The sequence below is a fragment of the Variovorax sp. 05T418 genome, assembly GCF_056396385.1.
The window spans coordinates 134,896-152,055 of the sequence record NZ_JBFTLJ010000003.1; the positions used below are offsets into that span (position 1 = coordinate 134,896).

A 17,160-nucleotide genomic window follows, 5' to 3' on the forward strand; every position below is an offset into this window, starting at 1 on the left:
TCCTTCAGTCGAGGTTCTTGCCGATGATGCGGATCAGGAACACGGCCACGATGTTGGCCAGCACCACCGCGAACAGCGCACCGGCCGAGGCCACGCCCACGTCGAAGTTCATCAGCGACTGCTTGAAGATCAGGTAGGTCATGTTGGTGCTCTCGTTGCCCGGGCCGCCGTTGGTGGTGATGGCGATCTCGGCGAACACGCTGAGCAGGAAGATCATCTCGATCATGATCACCACCGCCATCGGCCGGCCGAGGTGCGGGATGGTCAGGTAGAAGAAGCGCTGGAATGCGCTCGCGCCGTCCATGCGCGCGGCTTCCATCTGCTCGCGGTCGAGCGACTGCAGCGAGGTGATGAAGATCAGGCAGGCGAACGGCAGCCACTGCCAGGCCACCATGACGATCACCGAGAACAGCGGCACGTCGGTGAGCCAGTCGACCGGCGTCGCGCCGAAGAAGCGCCACACGTCGGCCAGGATGCCGTAGATGGGGTTCATCATCATGTGCTTCCACAGCAGCGCATTGACCGCGGGCATGACGAAGAACGGCGAGATCAGCAGCACCCGCACGATGCCGCGGCCCGGAAACGGTTCGTTCACCAGGAGCGCGAGCAGCACGCCGAGCACCACGGTGATGACGATCACGCTGCCGATCAGCACCAGCGTGTTCCAGGTGGCGGGCCAGAAGTCCGGATCGGTGACGAAGTAGTGAAAGTTCTCGATGCCCGCGAAGGTGCGTTCGCCGGGCTGCATGAGGTTGTAGTTCACGAACGAGAAGTACAACGTCATCGCGAGCGGCACGATCATCCACAAAAGGAGCGTGAGCACGGCGGGCGCCATGAGGGCGCGGGGCAGGAGTCGTTTCATGAGGAAGTTCCTTCTCGTTGTCTCTGGCTCCTTCCCCCGCCGGGGGAAGGCTGGGATGGGGGCTCCTGGATCAGGCGCTGCGGTGATTGGTGCGCCGCGTGCCCCCACCCCTGCCCTCCCCCGGAAGGGGAGGGAGCAAGAAAGTAAGCCCCGCTTACTTGTAGTAGCCAGCCTTCTTCATCTCGCGCTCCGCCGCCGTCTGCGAGGTCTTGAGCGCCTGGTCCACCGTGACCTTGCCCGACAGCGCCGCACTCATCTGCTGGCCCACCGCCACGCCGATGGCCTGGAACTCGGGGATGGCCGCGTACTGCACGCCCACGTACGGCGACTTGGGCAGCGTGCTGTCGCTGAGGTTGGCCGTATCGATGGCCTTCTTCTCGGCTTCGGCGAATTTGGCGACCTTCTGGAACTCGGGGTTCGCATAGGTCGACTTGCGCGTGCCGGTCGGCACCGAAGCCCAGCCGGTTTCCTTGGCCACCAGGTTGACGTAGTCCTTGGACGTGGCCCACTTGATGAACTTCTGCGCGGCCTCGTCCTTGGACGAACTGGCCGGAATGGCGAGGTTCCACGACCACAGCCAGTTGGCGCCCTTGGGCGTGGCGGCGGTCGGTGCCTGCGCGAACGCCACCTTGTCGGCCACCTTCGACTGCTTCGGGTCGCTGATGAACGAGGCCGCGATGGTCGCGTCGACCCAGGCCGCGCACTTGCCTTCGTTGAAGAGCGCGAGGTTCTCGTTGAAGCTGTTGGCCGAGGCGCCCGGCGGGCCGTCCTTCTTCATCAGGTCGACGTAGAAGGTGATCGCATCCTTCCAGGGCTTGGTGTCGATCTGCGGCTTCCACTGCATGTCGAACCACTGGCCGCCATGCGTATTGACCAGCGTGGTCAGGAAGGCCATGTTGTCGCCCCAGCCCGGCTTGCCGCGCAGGCACATGCCGTACACGCCGGCCTTCGGGTCGTTGGCCTTGTCGGCGAACTCCTTCACCTGCGCCCAGGTCGGCTGGTCGGAGAACTTCACGCCCAGCTTGTCGGCCAGGTCCTTGCGGTACATGAGCATCGAGCTCTCGCCGTAGAACGGGGCGGCGTAGAGCTTGCCATCGGTCGACAGGCCGTTGCGGATGGCGGGCAGCAGGTCGTCCACGTCGTAGGCGGCGTCGGTGGCGATGGGCTTGAGCCAGCCCTTCTTCGACCAGATCGGGGTTTCGTACAGGCCGATGGTCATCACGTCGAACTGGCCGCCCTTGGTGGCGATGTCGGTGGTCACGCGCTGGCGCAGCGTGCCTTCTTCCAGCGTGACCCACTTGAGCTTGATGTCGGGGTTGGCCTTTTCGAAGAAGGGCGTGAGCTTCTGCATCTCGATCATGTGGCCGTTGTTGACGGTCGCGATCACGAGTTCGGTGGCGGCATGGGAGGCGAGCCCCGTGCCGGCGAGTGCGAGGACGAGGCCCGCTTTCAGAAAACGCTTCATGTTGTCTCCTAGAGGTGAGCGACGCCCGCTCTGTTTGGGTCGCCGTGGCGGGATTCTGGAGAAACGCGCTTGCGGGTTTGGTACTTCGGCTGCTTGCCTTGGTACTTTCATGCACCAGTTGGCTAGGAGATTCCCTAGTTGGTGCAATACAGCATGGAAAGACTCAATCCAAAGGCTTCAGCCGCCGCCCAGCAGCTGGCGCCGGAACTGCGCCGCGGCCGGCGAGAGCGCGCGGTCCTGCCGGGTGACGAGGCAGATCGGCGGCACGCGCACCGGCAACTCCACCGGCACCGTGCGCAGCACGCCCAGGCGGGCGTAGTGGCTGGCCTGCGAAGCCGGCATCACGGCGGCCATGTCGGAGTTTTCCAGCAAGGCGGTAATGGCGATCGGCGATGCCGTTTCGATGATGTCGAGCCGCGCCTGGATGCCCGCCTCGCGCATCGCCGCCTCGAAGCGCCCGCGCTGCGGCGAGCCCGGCGGCTGCAGCACCCAGGACCAGTTCGCCATCTCGGCCAGCGTGACGGTGGCGCGCTCGAACACCGGGTGCGCGGCGCGCACCACCACCACCTGCGATTCGCCCAGCAGCGGCACGCTCGCGTACTTGGCCTCGTCGTGGCTGTCGGTGAGCCGGCCCAGCACCAGGTCGACATCGCCCTGCTCCAGCTGCGCCTGCATCACATCGCTGGTCTCCACCACCACCGACACGGCCACCTGCGGATGGCGGCGGTGGTATTCGACCAGCGCCGGCGCCAGCAGCTCGGGCACCGCGCCCGGCACGCTGCCCACGCGCAGCGAACCGCTCAGGCCCGAGCGCAGCGCGAGCATTTCCTCTCGGGCGCTGCCGAAGTCGCTGAGCACGCGGCGGGCGTAGCGGATCAGGATCTCGCCGTAGGGCGTGGGCTCCATGCCGCGCGCCAAGCGCTCGAAGAGCCTTTCGCCGAGCGAATCCTCCAGCTGCTGCAGCAGCTTGGTGGCGGCCGGCTGGCTGATGTTCATGGCCTCGGCCGCGCGGCCCAGGTGGCGGTGGGTGTCGAGCCGCGCCAGGAGCAGCAGCTGGCGCGGCCGCACATGGAGCATCAGCGATGTGTCGGCAGGGCCAGGACCGGAAGTCATGCACAAAAGTATATGGAGCTTCGGGCTTTTTCGATTGGATCGGCCGCACGAAGCTGCCTAAGCTCGCGCCAAACAAGCAGGAGACATCCGATGAAGCAATCCTTTCTTCTGGCCCGCGCCGCGGGCGCGGCTGCGCTGGCGCTGATGGCCGCCACCGCCGGCGCACAGCAGCCGGCCTATCCCGACAAGCCGCTGCGCATCTTGGTCGGCGCCTCGCCGGGCGGCGGCACCGACATCCTGGCGCGCGTGCTGGCCGACAAGTTCGCGCCGGTGCTCAAGCAGCCCGTGACGGTGGAGAACCGGCCCGGCGCCTCCAACACCATTGCCGGCGAGCTCACGGCGCGCGCCGCGGCCGACGGCAGCACGCTGCTGCTGGCCACCAACACCGCGCAGGCGGTGGCGCCCCACATCCTCAAGCTCAAGTACGACCCGCTGAAAGACCTGCAGCCGATCGGCCTGGTGGCCGTGATGCCCAACGTGCTGGTGGTCTCGGCCAGCTCGCCCTACAAGTCGGTGAAGGACCTGCTGGCGGCCATGGCGGCCAAGCCCGGCGGCTTCAAGTACGCATCGTCGGGCATCGGCAGCACGCAGCACGTGGGCGGCGAGGCCTTCAACCTGGCGACCGGCATGAAGTCGATCCACGTGCCCTACAAGGGCAGCTCGCAGGCCCACGTGGACATCATCGGCGGCGAGGTCGACATGATGTTCGACAGCACCTCCTCCGCCATGGGCCAGATCAAGGCCGGCAAGTTCCGCGCGCTGGCCGTGAGCGCGCCGCAGCGCTCGCCCGAGCTGCCCGACGTGCCCACGCTGGCCGAGCAGGGCATCAAGGGCGCCGATGTGTCCACCTGGTACGGCCTCTACGTGACCGCCGGCACGCCGCGGCCCGCGGTCGAGCGGCTGAACGCCGAGCTCGTGCGCACGCTGAAGCTTTCCGATGTGCAAACGCGCATCAAGGCCCTGGGCGGCGAGCCCGGTTCGCTGACCGGCGAAGCCTTCGCGGCGATGAACAGGCAGGAGTTCGACCACTACGGCCAGCTCGTGCGCGACGCCAACATCAAGGCCGAGTGAGGCCTGCTCCCTTCCATTCCTCCACTTCATTCCCGACTTCATGCCCACCCCACCGAAGACCCCGAACCTGATCCCCGCCAGGCCCCGCATCGCCGTGCTGCTCGGCGACCCCGGCGGCATCGGCCCCGAGATGGCCGTGAAGCTGCTCGCGCGCCAGCGCAACCTGGACGCCGCGCGCGTGATGCTGATCGCCGACCCGGTGGTGCTGGCCGCGGGCGAGCGCGTGGCGGGCATGAAGCTGGACCCGCTGCGGATCGGCGGACTCGACGACCTGCGCTTCGAGGACGGCCGCCCCACCCTGCTGCAGCGCGACTGGATGCAGGGCCGGGAGCCGGTGCTCGGCGAGTCGAACGAGGCCTCGGGCCGCGCCTCCTTCGAGGCGCTGGAACTGGCCACCGCGGCCGTGCGGCGCGGCCAGGCCGAGGGCATTGTCTTCGCGCCGCTCAACAAGCATTCGCTGCGCCTGGGCGGCCTCGTGCACGAGGACGAGCTGCGCTACATGCAGGAGCGCTTCGCGGTGACGGGCTTCGTCTGCGAATTCAACCTCACGGGTTCGCTGTGGACCTCGCGCGTGACCTCGCACATTCCGCTGAAGGATGTGGCGAGCCACATCACGGTGGAGGGCGTGGGCGATGCGGTGAAGATCATTGCATCGGCGCTGCGCCGTGCGGGCGTGGCACAGCCGCGCATCGCAGTGACGGGGCTCAACCCGCATGCGGGCGACGGCGGCTCCATCGGCATGGAAGAGATCGAGATCATCGCGCCGGCCATCGAGCGGCTGCGCGCCGACGGCTACGACGCGCGCGGCCCGTTCTCGCCCGACACGGTGTTCATCGGCGCGCGCCGCGGCGACGTGGATGCGGTGGTGTCGATGTACCACGACCAGGGCCAGATCGCGATGAAGCTCATGGGCTTCGAGCAGGGCGTGACCCTGCATGGCGGCCTGCCCGTGCCGGTGGCCACCTCGGCCAGCGGCAGCGCCTTCGACATCGCGGGCAAGGGCATCGCGCAGATCGAAGGCCTGCAGCAGGCCTTCGACCTGTGCGTGCGCATGGCCAGCGGTGGGCCGGTGCGCACGCTTTCCAGCGCGGAAACTGCAGCCTGACGCGAGGCTCAGGCGGCGGGCGCGCCGTGCGGGTTGGTTTCGGGCTGCGAGGGCTGCACGTAGAAATAGATCAGCACCAGGTTGACGATCGGGATGATCATCAACAGCTGGAGCCAGCCGCTCTTGCCGATGTCGTGCAGGCGGCGTGCGCCCACGGCCAGCGCGGGCAACAGGAAGCCCAGCGCCGCGATGAAGTACACATACTGATGGATCAGGCTTGCCACGATGAGAACGATGACCTCGGCCAGCACGAACCACCAGTACTCGGAACGCGATGCGCGCCCGTTGAAATCGGCGTATTTGCTGAAACAGGTCTTGACCGCTGTTTGAAAGTCCATTGATCGACTCCTCTTGATTGAATCCCAGGGAAATTCCCCGGGCCGATCATATCGACGCATCATTCAACGGCAAATTCGGCCATCAGTTCGCAAACAAATGGCCTATGGATCGGCCTGTCCGGGCCTATCCGGGCCGGCTGCCCCGGCCTTTCAGCGGATCAGGCCTGCGTGCCCAGGCGTTTCAGGAGGCCGGCGGTCGAGGCGTCGAGGCCCATGATGTCGCCCGAGGCAAGGCGCGGCTCGATGTCCTTCGCGAGCACCTTGCCGAGTTCCACGCCCCACTGGTCGAAGCTGTTGATGCCCCACAGCGCGCCGCTGGTGAACACGCGGTGCTCGTACAGCGCGAGGAAGGCGCCCAGCGCTTCGGGCGTGAGCTTCTCGAACACGAAGAAGCTGCTCGGCCGGTTGCCCGGGAAGTTCTTGTGGCCGCCCGCATCGAGCTTGCCGACCATCAGCGCCTGCGCCTGCGCGAGCGCATTGGCCAGCAGCTTGGGGTGGTGGCCGTCGAGGTCGTGCGCCGCATCGCGCACCGCCACGAATTCGAGCGGGATCACATCGGTGCCCTGGTGCAGCATCTGGAAGTAGGCATGCTGGCCGTTGGTGCCGGGCTCACCCCAGAGCACGGGCGAGGTGCCAAGGCCCGCGGGCAGCGGCGCGCCGCTCGCATCGACCTGCTTGCCGTTGCTTTCCATCTCGAGCTGCTGCAGGTAGGCCGGCAGGCGCTTCAGGGCGCTGTGGTAGGGCGCGATGCCGCGGCTCGTGAACTTGTGGAAGTTGCGGTACCAGACATCGAGCAGGCCGAGCCGCACCGGCAGGTTCTGCTCGAGCGGCGCGCTGCGGAAGTGCTCGTCCATCGCGTGCGCGCCCGCCAGCAGCCGGCGGAAGCCGTCGGCGCCGATGGCCAGCGCAATCGGCAGTCCGATGGCCGACCACAGCGAATAGCGCCCGCCCACCCAGTCCCAGAAACCGAAGGTGGTGTCGATGCCGAATTGCTTCGCAGCCTCGACGTTGGTGGTGAGCGCGGCAAAGTGGCCGGCAATGTCGGTGCCGCCCGACTGCTCGTACCAGCGCCTGGCCGAAAGCGCGTTGGCCATGGTCTCGGCCGTGGTGAAGGTCTTGGACGCAATGAGGAACAGCGTGTGCTCGGGCGCCAGGCCCTGCAGCACGCCGGCCAGCTCGTGGCCGTCGACGTTGGAGACGAAGTGAAAGCGCTTGCCGGGCGCGGCGAACTCGGCCAGCGCCAGCACCGCCATCTGCGGCCCGAGGTCGGAGCCGCCGATGCCGATGTTGACCACGTCGGTGATCGTGTGGTCGGCGCGCACCTTCTCGGCATAGGCCAGCATCGCATCGAGCGTTTCGTGCACCTCGCGCAGCTTGTCGGCCGTCTTGCCCACCTTGGCATCGGCGGGGGCGCGCAGCAGCGTGTGCAGCACGGCGCGGTCTTCGGTGTTGTTGATGTGCTCGCCCGCGAACATGGCGTCGCGGTGCGCCTCGAGGCCGCACTCGCGGGCCAGCGCGAAGAGCAGTTCTTCCGTGCGCGCATCGATCAGGTTTTTCGACAGGTCGGCAAACAGGTACGGCGCCTCCTGGCTGAAGCGTTCGAAACGGCCGGCGTCGTCGACGAAGGCATGGCGCACGTCGAACTGGCGGCCCGCGGTCTCGAAGGCAGCCTGCAGTTGCGCCCAGGCGGGCGCGCGGTCGCAGCGTTGGGTCATGGCCATGCTTACTTGCCGCTTTCCTGCATGAGTTTCTCGAGCTTGACGGCGTCGGCCGCGAAGGCGCGGATGCCCTCGGCCAGCTTCTCGGTGGCCATGGCGTCTTCGTTGAGCGCGAAGCGGAAGCCGGCCTCGTCGTAGCTGACCTTGGCGACATCGCCGCCGGTTGCCGCCTTGGCATCGAGCGCATGCGCGAGCGGCTCGTTGCTCGCGGCCAGCTCGGCCAGCAGCTCGGGGCTGATGGTCAGCAGGTCGCAGCCGGCCAGGGCCCGGATCTGTCCCACATTGCGGAAGCTCGCGCCCATCACCTCGGTCTTGATGCCGTGCTGCTTGTAGTACTCGAAGATCTGGCGCACCGACTTGACGCCGGGGTCGTTCGCGCCCGCGTTGGCGGCCTCGTTCCACTGGGCGCCGGCCGACTTCTTGTACCAGTCGTAGATGCGGCCCACGAAGGGTGAGATGAGCTGCACGCCGGCCGCGCCGCAGGCCACCGCCTGCGCGAACGAGAACAGCAGCGTGAGGTTGGTGCGGATGCCCTTTTGCTCCAGGGTGCGCGCCGCCTCGATGCCCTCCCAGGTGGAGGCCACCTTGATCAGCAGGCGCTTCTCGGTGTCGATGCCCTCGGCCTTGTAGAGCGCCACGATGCGCTCGCCGCGCGCCACGGTGGCGGCCGTGTCGAACGAGAGGCGCGCATCGACTTCGGTGGACACGCGGCCCGGAATGATCGAGAGGATTTCAGTGCCGAAGCGCACCAGCAGCCGGTCGATGACCTCGTCGAGCGGCTTGCCCGCATGCTTGCTCACGGCTTCGTCGAGCAGCGGCCGGTACTCGGGCTTCTGCACCGCCTTCAGGATGAGCGACGGATTGGTGGTCGCGTCCTGCGGCCTGGAGATGGCAAGTTGCTTGAAGTCGCCGGTGTCGGCGACCACGGTGGTCCATTGGCGGAGAGCATCGAGTTGATTCATGGAGAAAGATTATCCAGTGCGGGTGATGACAAGTCCTGCACGCTGTTGCGCCGGGGCCGATGTTTTCATGCGCACCGTAGCACGGGTTTTCACCGCCCTGGATCAGCCTGCCGCCGACAGGGTTGTAAGTGGCCGGCCGGCCGCGCTGCCCTACAGCGGCTGTGGTCCGCCGCTGACGGCGCGCCGCCCCGGCCCGGGACTAGGCTGGCCGTTTCCGATCGATGCTTCCGACCACAGGAGTGCCACGCCCATGCCCCTTCGCCATCGCTCCGCCGCGGCTGCCGCCGCCAGCCGCGCTCCGTCCTTCGATGACCGCCGCACCAGCCACGCCATCGGCACCCTGGCCACGGCCTTCGTGGTGGGCGGTGTCGCCACCTGGATCGCCATGGGCGCGGGACGCACCGGGCGAGCCCAGCTGCCCGGGCCGCCCGATGGCGCACCGCTCATGCGCGCGCCGCTGCAGGTGGTGGCGCCGGTCGACCTGCAGCGCTACGCCGGCATCTGGCACGAGCAGGCCCGCCTGCCCAACCGCTTCCAGAAGCAGTGCGCCGGCCCCGTGAGCGCCGAGTACACGCTCCAGCCCGATGGCACCATGCAGGTGCTCAACCGCTGCGTGCGGCCCGATGGCAATTTCGACGAGGCGGTGGGAACGGCGCGCGTGGTGCCGGTGGCGGGCCAGCCCGGTGCGGGCCGGCTCGAAGTGCGCTTTGCGCCCTCGTGGCTCAGCTGGCTGCCGATGGTCTGGGGCGACTACTGGATCCTGAAGCTCGACCGCGACTACCAGGTGGCGCTGGTCGGCACGCCCGACCGCCAGTACCTCTGGGTGCTTTCGCGCGCGCCGCGCCTGGAGGACGACGCGCTGCAGGCCGAGCTGGACTACGCCGCCAGCCTGGGCTTCGACACCTCCAAGGTGGTGCTCACCGGCCGATAGCCGGCGCAGCCGGCACAGCCGGCAGATGGCGCGCCAGCTGCGCCGCCAGCGCCGCGGGGTGCGTGCAGTGGATGGCCTGCCAGCCGAAGGCCCGCGCGGCCTCCACATTGGCGGCCGAGTCGTCGATGAACACCGTCTCGGCGGGCTCGAGCGCATGGCGCACCGCCAGCAGTTCGTAGATTTCGCGATCCGGCTTGATGAACTTCACATCGCCCGAGAACACGCCGCCGTCGAAGCGCCGCATGAAGCCGTGCCGGCGCTCGACCGCGCGCGCGTAGGGCGCCGGCATGTTCGAGAGGTAGTACAGGCGCAGCGCCTCGCCGGCCTCGCGCCGGGCGAACAGGCCCTCGAGCAGTTCCACGGTGACGGCAATGGGCTCCAGGCGCTCCCCGAGCGTGCCGAGCATGGCGTCCAGCCGGGCCGCCGGCAGCGACAGCCGCCGGGCCATGCGCGCGATGGCCTCGTCCAGCGAGCGCATGCCGCAGTCGAAGCTCATCCAGTCGTCATGGTGGAAAAGCGCCCGGCCCAGCGCCGCCGCGGCGGCTTCGGTGGGGGCATGCTCGGGAAGATGGGTCTGCACCAGCCGGGTGGGCTCCCATGCCAGCAGCACGGCGCCAAGATCGAAAACCACGTTCATGGCGCCATTGTTTCACGCGCCCGGCACCACGCTCACGCCATGCGCCGCCAGCGACAGCGTGGCCTCGGCGCCCGCGGCCAGGGGCCTCGACAGATCGGTCGACACCACGAAGACCGGCCCCAGCGGCGTGTCGAAGCCATATTCGTAGAAGCTGCCGAGGTAGGCCGCCTTGCGCAGCGTGGCGGGCAGGCGCGCGGCCGCGCCGGCGGCACCGATCTCCCAGGCCTCGGGCCGCACCGCCACCTTCACCGCGCCGGGCGCCACCGCATGGCGCGGCTGCAGCCGCAGCGGGCCGAGCGCGACACTGCCGTCGGCCTGCGCCACGGCCGGGAACACCATCGCCTCGCCCATGAAGCCGGCGACGAACTCGCTCTCTGGCCGGGCATAGAGCTGCTCGGGCGTGCCGCGCTGGGCAATCACGCCGTGGTCCATCACGATGATCTGGTCGCTCACGGCCAGGGCCTCGCTCTGGTCGTGCGTGACGTAGGCCACCGTGAGCTTCAGGCGCTGCTGCAGCGCGCGGATCTCCTCGCGCATTTCGCGCCGCAGCCGGGCGTCGAGGTTGGACAGCGGCTCGTCGAACAGCAGCACCGCGGGCTCCAGCACCAGCGCGCGCGCCAGTGCCACGCGCTGCTGCTGGCCGCCAGAGAGTTCGCTCGGCAGCCGCTCGTCGAAGCCGACCAGCCCCACGCCCTTGAGCGCGCCGCGCGCCCGCGAGGCGGCCTCGTCCTTCTTCACGCCGCTCATGCGCAGGCCGTAGCCCACGTTCTCGATCACGTTCATGTGCGGGAACAGCGCGTAGCTCTGGAACATCATGCTCACGTTGCGCTCGGCCGGGCCCAGCGTGGTCACGTCGCGCCCGCCCATGAAGATGGAGCCGGAGCTGGCCGATTCGAGCCCCGCGATCATGCGCAGCGTGGTCGTCTTGCCGCAGCCCGAAGGCCCGAGGATGGTGGTGAGCGTGCCCGCCGGCACCTCGAAGCTGATGCCCTTGACCGCCAGCGGCCCGTTCCTGTCGGTGCCGTAGCGCTTGGTGACGTTGCGCAATTCGATGCCGTTCATGGTGTCGCCAGGCTTTCCATTTTGTGATGTCCTTGATGCGGAGGCGCAGTGCCGCGCCGCCCCAGCCTGCGCTCGCCCACCACGAACTGCACCAGCGCAATTGCCAGCGACATCAGCACCATCAGCACCGTGCAGTAGGCCAGCGCAATGCCGTAGTCGCCGTTGCCCACGCGGCCGATGATGTAGGTGGTGGCCAGTTCGTTCTCGGCCGTGACCAGGAAGATCACCGCGCTCACCGTCGTCATGGCGCGCACGAAGCTGTAGACCAGCGCAGCCACCAGCGCGGGTTTCAGCAGCGGCAGCACCACCTTGAAGAGCGTCTGGGCCGTAGAGGCGCGCAGCATCAGGGAGGCTTCGTCGAGCGACCGGTCCAGCTGCTTGAAGGCCGCCGTGCCGGCCCGCACGCCCACCGGCAGGTTCCGGAACATGAAGCACAGCACGATGATGAGCCCGGTGCCCGTGAGCTCGAACGGCGGCACGTTGAAGGCCAGGATGTAGCTCACGCCGAGCACCGTGCCCGGAATGGCAAAGGCCAGCAGCGCGCCAAACTCGAAGACGCCCTGCCCCTTGAACTCGTTGCGCGCGAGCAGCCAGGCAATCAGCAGGCCCAGCGCGGCCGTGATGGGCGCGGAGATGCCCGCGAGCTTGAGCGTGGTGAGCAGCGAATTCCACGCGGTGCCGGCCCACACCAGGCCGAACTGGCCCCATTCGAGCGCGAACGCGTTCTTGAAATGATCGAGCGTGAAGCTGTAGTCGCGCCCCCAGGTCTGCACGAAGCCGCCCGCAAAGGCGAACAGGTAGACCACCGCGGTGAACGCGATCCACGGCAGCGCGATGCACTGGATGGTGCGCCGCACGCCGTCCGGCAGCGCCATCGCAATGCCCGCATCGCCCTTGCCGCTCACGGTGGTGTAGTTCTGCCGGCCGAGCACGCCGCGCTGCAGCGCGAACACGCCGAGCGCAAAGACCGTGAGCACCCACGCCAGTGAGGCCGCGCGTCCCTGGTCGTACTGCGCACCGACGATGGCAAAGAAGATGTCGGTCGACAGCACCGAGAACTGCCCGCCCACCACCACCGGGTTGCCGAAGTCCGCAATGCTCTCGATGAAGCCGACCAGGAAGGCATTGGCCAGCCCGGGCTTCAAAAGCGGCAGCGTGATGGTGAAGAAGGTGCGGCGGCGGTCGGCGCGCAGCATCTGCGCCGCCTCTTCCAGGCTGGGCGCAATGCCCTGCACCACCCCGCGCATGATCATGAAGGCGATGGGCGTGAAGGCGAACAGCTGCGCCACCAGCACGCCCGGCATGCCGTAGAACCAGCGCGTCGGCTCGATGCCGAATGCGCTCTCGAGCAGCTGGTTGACGATGCCCGCGCGGCCGAACAGCAGAATGAGCCCGAGCCCCACCACGAAGGGCGGTGTGATGATCGGCAGCAGCGCGAGCACCCGCAGCGCGCCCTGGCCGCGCTTGCTGCCGCGCTCGGCCATCAAGGCCATCAGGGTGCCGAGGAAGGTGGTGCCGGCGGCCGTCAGCAGCGCCAGCACGAGCGTGTTCCAGGCCACGCCGCAGCGCACCCCGCCCGCCAGGCAGCCCACGCCCCAGATTCGTTCGGCGAACACGCGTGCGGCAAAGGCCGTGATCGACCAGCGGCCGTCTTCGTCGAGGAAGGCACCCGCGAGCGCCTTGCTCACCGGGTAGGCGATGAACAGCGCCATCAGCACCCCGCAGCCGATGACCGCGGCCGCCACGAACAGGTCGCCCTTGAAGAGCCCGAGCCGCGCAATGCCGAAGGCCGCCAGCATCGTGAGCGCCGCGAGCGCCACGGCGCCGCCCGCGCCGATGCCGAACTGGTTGATCGCGAGCTCGCCGAAATGCGTGTTGAGCGCTTCGAAGCTCCAGCCGCGCGCGCCGATGGCGAAGCCGGCGATCGCCAGGCCCAAGGCACCGATGGCGCCGCCCGCCAGCAGCCAGCGCCCCTGCGCGCGGCCGGCCGGCCGCCAGGCGCCGATGGCGCACATCGCCAAGCCGCCAAGCCCGATGAAGAGCCAGCTGCGCCCCTGCGTGAGCGCCTGCATCAGGCCGTTGGCGCCCTCGGCCCGGCCGAAGACCTGCGGAACGGCTTCGTACCAGGTGGCGTCCTGGATCGCGTACCAGGGCAGCAGCAGGTAGGCCGCAAGGCCCAGCGCCACCCAGGCCCGGACCCAGCGCTGCGCCCGCCGGGCGGCGGCCACCGACGCCGGATTGGCCGGCGCGCTGCCGATGGAAGGGGCTTGCACTTAGCGCGGCAGCGAATTGACGTCTTTTTCCCAGCGCGCGATCAGGCGCCGGCGCTCGGCGCTGGCGCCGTACTTTGCGTAGTCGTAGTTGATGAACCTGATCTTCTTGAAGTCGGGGATGCGCGGGTCGAGCTTGGCATTCGCGTTGCTCGGCAGCTGGAACTGCTTGTTGGCGGCGCCGAGCTCCTGCGCGCCGGGCGTGAGCGCCCATTCGTAGAACTTCTTCGCGGCCTCGAGGTTGCGCGCACCCTTGATGATGCTCATGGAGCCGATCTCGGCGCCGGTGCCGTCGCTGGGCGTGATGGTCTCGACCGGGAAGCCCTGCATCTTCTCGCCCGGGCCGTCGTGCACGAAGCTGATCGACACGGCCGTTTCGCCGCGCGCCACCGCCTTGATCGGGCCCGTGCCCGAGCGGGTGTACTGGCCCACGTTCCGGTGCAGCGCTTTCAGGTAGTCGAAGGCCTTGTCCTCGCCCATCAGCTGCACCAGCGTGGCGATCATGGTGTAGGCCGTGCCGCTCGATGCGGGGTTGGCCACCTGGATGTCGCCCTTGTATTCGGGCTTGAGCAGGTCGGCCCAGGTCTTGGGCACCGGCAGCTTCTTCTTGGCGAGCAGCTCGGGGTTGTAGCCGAAGCCCAGCGGGCCGGAGTAGATGCCCACGGTCCTGTAGCCCGACTGCCTGGCCTGCTGCTGGGCCCAGGGGTGCAGATGCGCCAGCGTGGGCGACTTGTATTCGAGCGTCAGGCCCTGCTCGGCCGCCTGCAGGTGCGGGTCTCCGGTGCCGCCGAACCAGATGTCGGTCTTGGGGTTGTCCTTCTCGGCGATGAGCTGGGCCAGCGCCTCGCCCGAGCCCTTGAGCGACATGTTGATGCGGGTACCCGTGGTGCGCGCATACACGGTGGCGATCACGTTGCACCATTCGGCCTGGACCGAGCAGATCACGTTGACCGTGCCCTGCGCCGACGCGGCGGCCGACAAACCCACCAAGGCCGCTGCAGTAAAAAGCTTCTTCATGTGAAAACCTCGCCTCCAAAACAAAAATAGGCCTCCCGGCCGGGGTTGAGCGTAGCTTTCGTACAGGTTTCATGAATTGGTACAAGTACCATTCGGTTGAACCGGAGAGCCCACTCGGCACCAAGACAAAAGGAATTTCGACTCATGAGCTTCGATCTCGTTCTGTTCGGCGGCACTGGCGATCTCGCATGGCGCAAGCTGATGCCCGCGCTGTTCCAGGCCTTCAGGCATGGCAGCCTCCCGAAAGACGGACGCATCGTCGGCGTGGCCCGCGACGACCTCTCGGACGACCAGTACCGCGAACTGATCCAGTCGCGCTTCAATGCCGTCGAAGGCGCCAAGCGCCCTTCGGCCGAGGAGTTCGAGAAGTTCGCCTCGCTGCTGCACTACCTGCGCATGGACCTGTCCAAGCCGGCCGACTACGCGCGGCTTTCCGACCTGCTCAAGCAGCGCAATGCCGACACGGTGGTGATGTACGTGGCCACGGCGCCCGCGCTCTTCACCCAGGTGGTCGAGCAGATCGCCGCAGCCGGCCTGAACGGCCCGTCGACCCGGGTGGTGCTCGAGAAGCCGCTGGGCCATGACCTGGCATCCAACCGCGCGATCAATGCCGCGGTGTGCAAGGTGCTCGACGAGAAGCAGGTCTTCCGCATCGACCACTACCTGGGCAAGCCCTCGGTGCAGAACCTGTTCGCCATGCGCTTCGGCAATGCGCTGTTCGAGCCCATCTGGCGCCGCGAGCACATTGCCAACATCCAGATCACCATCGCCGAGGACCTGGGCGTCGAAAAGCGCGGCGCCTTCTACGACCAGACCGGCGCGCTGCGCGACATGGTGCAGAACCATGCGCTGCAGCTGGTCTGCGCGATCGGCATGGAGCCGCCGATCAACTCGCATGCCGACGCCATCCGCGACGAGAAGCTCAAGGTGCTGCGCGCGCTCAAGCCCTGGACGCCCGAGACTCTGGGGCTGCACGCGATTCGCGGCCAGTACACCGCCGGCACGGCGTACGGCGAACGCGTGCCGGGCTACAAGGACGAGCCCGGCGTCGACCCCGAAAGCCGCACCGAGACCTTCGTGGCGCTGCGCACGGAAATCGCCAACTGGCGCTGGGCCGGCGTGCCGCTGTACATCCGCACCGGCAAGCGGCTGGCCTCGCGCGACGCGCGCATCGAGGTCAACTTCAGGCCCACGCCGCATGCGATCTACCGCGCACCGGCCGGCGCCGTCAACAAGCTGGTGATCAACCTCCAGCCCCGCGACGGCCTGGAGCTGCACATGCTCGCGCAGGCGCAGGACAACCGCCGCAGCAACGGCCACCAGAGCGCCGCGCAGCTCGCGCCCGTGCAGCTGGACCTCGACTTCGACAAGCGCTTTGGCGCCGAGCGCGTGGGCGCCTACGAACGGCTGCTGCTCGACGTGATCGACGGCCGCCTGAACCTGTTCGTGCGCAGCGACGAGCAGGAAGAAGCATGGCGCTGGGTCGAACCGCTGATCGACAGCTGGGCATCGGACGGCGGGCCGCGCCCCTACGCCGCGGGCACCTGGGGGCCGAGCGCCTCGAGCGCGATGATTGCGCGCGACGGCTTCTCGTGGAGCGAGGAACAGTAGGCCGGCGCGCTCAGCCGAACTGGATGCAGCGCATGCTCAGCGTGCCCGACTGGAATCCCTCGTAGACCGTTTTCGCGCGCTCGCCCGTTCCCGCGGCGCCGAGCGCGTAGAGAAACGGAAAGTAGTGGTCCGGCGTGGCCACCGCGGTCGAGGCGCCCGCCAGCTTTTCATAGCCGACCAGCGCGCGGTCGTCCCGCCCCGCGAGCGCGGCCTTCACCGCATCGTCGAACGATTGCGCCCAGGGCCGGCTCGCCACGGGCCCGTCGGGCGTGCCGCGGTCGGTGGCCCGCAGGTTGTGCACCACGTTGCCGCTTCCCATCACGAGCACGCCCATGCTCCGCAGCGCCGCCAGGTCGCGGCCGACCGCGTAGTGGAAGGCGGCCGGCTGGTCGTAGTCGATGCTGAGCTGGAAGACCGGGATGTCGGCCTTCGGATAGAGGTGCTTCAGCACCGTCCACGTTCCGTGGTCCAGGCCCCACTGCTGGGTGCCGACCACCGCGGCCTGCTTCACCGCGCCGATGGCTTCGCGCGCGAGCGCGGGATGGCCTGGCGCCGGGTACTCGATGTCGAACAGCGCCTGCGGAAAACCGCCGAAGTCGTGGATCGTCTTCGGCCGCTCCTGCATTCCGACGCCGATGGCGCCGCGGCTCAGCCAGTGGGCCGAAACGCTCAGGATGGCCGAGGGCCGCGGCAGCTCCCCGCCCCAGGCGGCCAGCCGGCGCGTGAAGGCGTTGTCGGCCAGCGCATTCATCGGCGAGCCGTGGCCGATGAAGATGACCGGCATCCGCTGCGACGCGGCCGCGCCCGCGGCGTGCGACAGCGAACAAAGCGTAGCCAGCGTCGAGGTCGCCGCCAGCGCCGAACCCATGAGAAAGCCGCGGCGGCCCGGCGCCGACGGGATCGCCGGGCTGCCGCCGGTGCCTGGGTTCTTCTTCATGGTCATGGCCGCACTCTGCGCCGCCTTGGCGCGCATGTCGGTGCGTTTACGCACGCTTCCA

General features: G+C 68.3%; 15 protein-coding genes. 4 read left to right on the forward strand and 11 right to left on the reverse strand.

The window, feature by feature from the left end:
- Positions 1 to 4 precede the first annotated feature (4 nt).
- From AC1DMS_RS06625 to AC1DMS_RS06635, 3 genes are all read right to left on the reverse strand, one after another.
- Positions 5 to 862: a carbohydrate ABC transporter permease gene (locus tag AC1DMS_RS06625; protein WP_012746258.1), complete on the reverse strand. Its 858-nt coding sequence runs from the start codon at positions 860 to 862 to the stop codon at positions 5 to 7.
- Positions 863 to 1,016: 154 nt separating this feature from the next.
- Positions 1,017 to 2,327 carry an ABC transporter substrate-binding protein gene (locus AC1DMS_RS06630; RefSeq protein WP_012746257.1) on the reverse strand — a complete coding sequence of 437 codons (1,311 nt, stop codon included), beginning with the start codon at positions 2,325 to 2,327 and terminating at the stop codon, positions 1,017 to 1,019.
- A 177-nt stretch (positions 2,328 to 2,504) separates the two neighbouring features.
- Positions 2,505 to 3,440, reverse strand: a complete 936-nt coding sequence (locus AC1DMS_RS06635) for a LysR family transcriptional regulator (protein ID WP_230537734.1) — start codon at positions 3,438 to 3,440, stop codon at positions 2,505 to 2,507.
- Positions 3,441 to 3,530: 90 nt separating this feature from the next.
- Between AC1DMS_RS06635 and AC1DMS_RS06640 the strand changes: the two genes are divergently transcribed.
- The gene (locus AC1DMS_RS06640) at positions 3,531 to 4,511 is read left to right on the forward strand and encodes a Bug family tripartite tricarboxylate transporter substrate binding protein (protein ID WP_012746255.1); all 981 of its coding nucleotides are present in this window, start codon (positions 3,531 to 3,533) and stop codon (positions 4,509 to 4,511) included.
- Between the two features lie 40 nt (positions 4,512 to 4,551).
- Positions 4,552 to 5,616 (forward strand): 4-hydroxythreonine-4-phosphate dehydrogenase PdxA, encoded by a 1,065-nt coding sequence (locus AC1DMS_RS06645; protein WP_436042630.1) that lies wholly within the window; start codon positions 4,552 to 4,554, stop codon positions 5,614 to 5,616.
- A gap of 8 nt (positions 5,617 to 5,624) precedes the next feature.
- Here AC1DMS_RS06645 and AC1DMS_RS06650 read toward each other — a convergent pair whose 3' ends face one another.
- The 3 genes from AC1DMS_RS06650 to tal form a co-directional block, all read right to left on the reverse strand.
- On the reverse strand, positions 5,625 to 5,954 hold the full coding sequence (locus tag AC1DMS_RS06650) for a DUF805 domain-containing protein (protein WP_012746253.1): 330 nt from the start codon (positions 5,952 to 5,954) through the stop codon (positions 5,625 to 5,627).
- Positions 5,955 to 6,112: 158 nt separating this feature from the next.
- Positions 6,113 to 7,675, reverse strand: a complete 1,563-nt coding sequence (gene pgi / locus AC1DMS_RS06655) for a glucose-6-phosphate isomerase (protein WP_478180830.1) — start codon at positions 7,673 to 7,675, stop codon at positions 6,113 to 6,115.
- 2 nt (positions 7,676 to 7,677) lie between these two features.
- Positions 7,678 to 8,634: a transaldolase gene (tal, locus tag AC1DMS_RS06660; RefSeq protein WP_018903545.1), complete on the reverse strand. Its 957-nt coding sequence runs from the start codon at positions 8,632 to 8,634 to the stop codon at positions 7,678 to 7,680.
- Between the two features lie 250 nt (positions 8,635 to 8,884).
- On the opposite strand from tal, the gene AC1DMS_RS06665 reads away from it, so the two are divergent.
- Positions 8,885 to 9,565, forward strand: a complete 681-nt coding sequence (locus AC1DMS_RS06665; RefSeq protein ID WP_012746250.1) for a lipocalin family protein — start codon at positions 8,885 to 8,887, stop codon at positions 9,563 to 9,565.
- On the opposite strand, the gene AC1DMS_RS06670 is transcribed toward AC1DMS_RS06665, so the two are convergent.
- The 4 genes from AC1DMS_RS06670 to AC1DMS_RS06685 are packed head-to-tail and all read right to left on the reverse strand — an operon-like array spanning position 9,552 to position 14,551.
- Positions 9,552 to 10,202, reverse strand: coding sequence for an HAD family hydrolase (locus tag AC1DMS_RS06670; RefSeq protein ID WP_436301372.1), 651 nt, complete (start codon positions 10,200 to 10,202; stop codon positions 9,552 to 9,554). The genes AC1DMS_RS06665 and AC1DMS_RS06670 overlap by 14 nt on opposite strands.
- 12 nt (positions 10,203 to 10,214) lie before the next feature.
- On the reverse strand, positions 10,215 to 11,264 hold the full coding sequence (locus AC1DMS_RS06675; protein ID WP_478180831.1) for an ABC transporter ATP-binding protein: 1,050 nt from the start codon (positions 11,262 to 11,264) through the stop codon (positions 10,215 to 10,217).
- On the reverse strand, positions 11,261 to 13,537 hold the full coding sequence (locus tag AC1DMS_RS06680; RefSeq protein WP_436301370.1) for an ABC transporter permease: 2,277 nt from the start codon (positions 13,535 to 13,537) through the stop codon (positions 11,261 to 11,263). The genes AC1DMS_RS06675 and AC1DMS_RS06680 overlap by 4 nt, the downstream gene beginning before the upstream one ends.
- Positions 13,538 to 14,551, reverse strand: coding sequence for an ABC transporter substrate-binding protein (locus AC1DMS_RS06685; RefSeq protein ID WP_012746246.1), 1,014 nt, complete (start codon positions 14,549 to 14,551; stop codon positions 13,538 to 13,540).
- 144 nt (positions 14,552 to 14,695) lie between these two features.
- Here AC1DMS_RS06685 and zwf point away from each other — a divergent pair, with 144 nt between their 5' ends.
- The gene (gene zwf / locus AC1DMS_RS06690) at positions 14,696 to 16,162 is read left to right on the forward strand and encodes a glucose-6-phosphate dehydrogenase (protein ID WP_012746245.1); all 1,467 of its coding nucleotides are present in this window, start codon (positions 14,696 to 14,698) and stop codon (positions 16,160 to 16,162) included.
- Between the two features lie 10 nt (positions 16,163 to 16,172).
- Here zwf and ygiD read toward each other — a convergent pair whose 3' ends face one another.
- On the reverse strand, positions 16,173 to 17,153 hold the full coding sequence (gene ygiD / locus AC1DMS_RS06695) for a 4,5-DOPA-extradiol-dioxygenase (protein ID WP_478180832.1): 981 nt from the start codon (positions 17,151 to 17,153) through the stop codon (positions 16,173 to 16,175).
- Positions 17,154 to 17,160 lie beyond the last annotated feature (7 nt).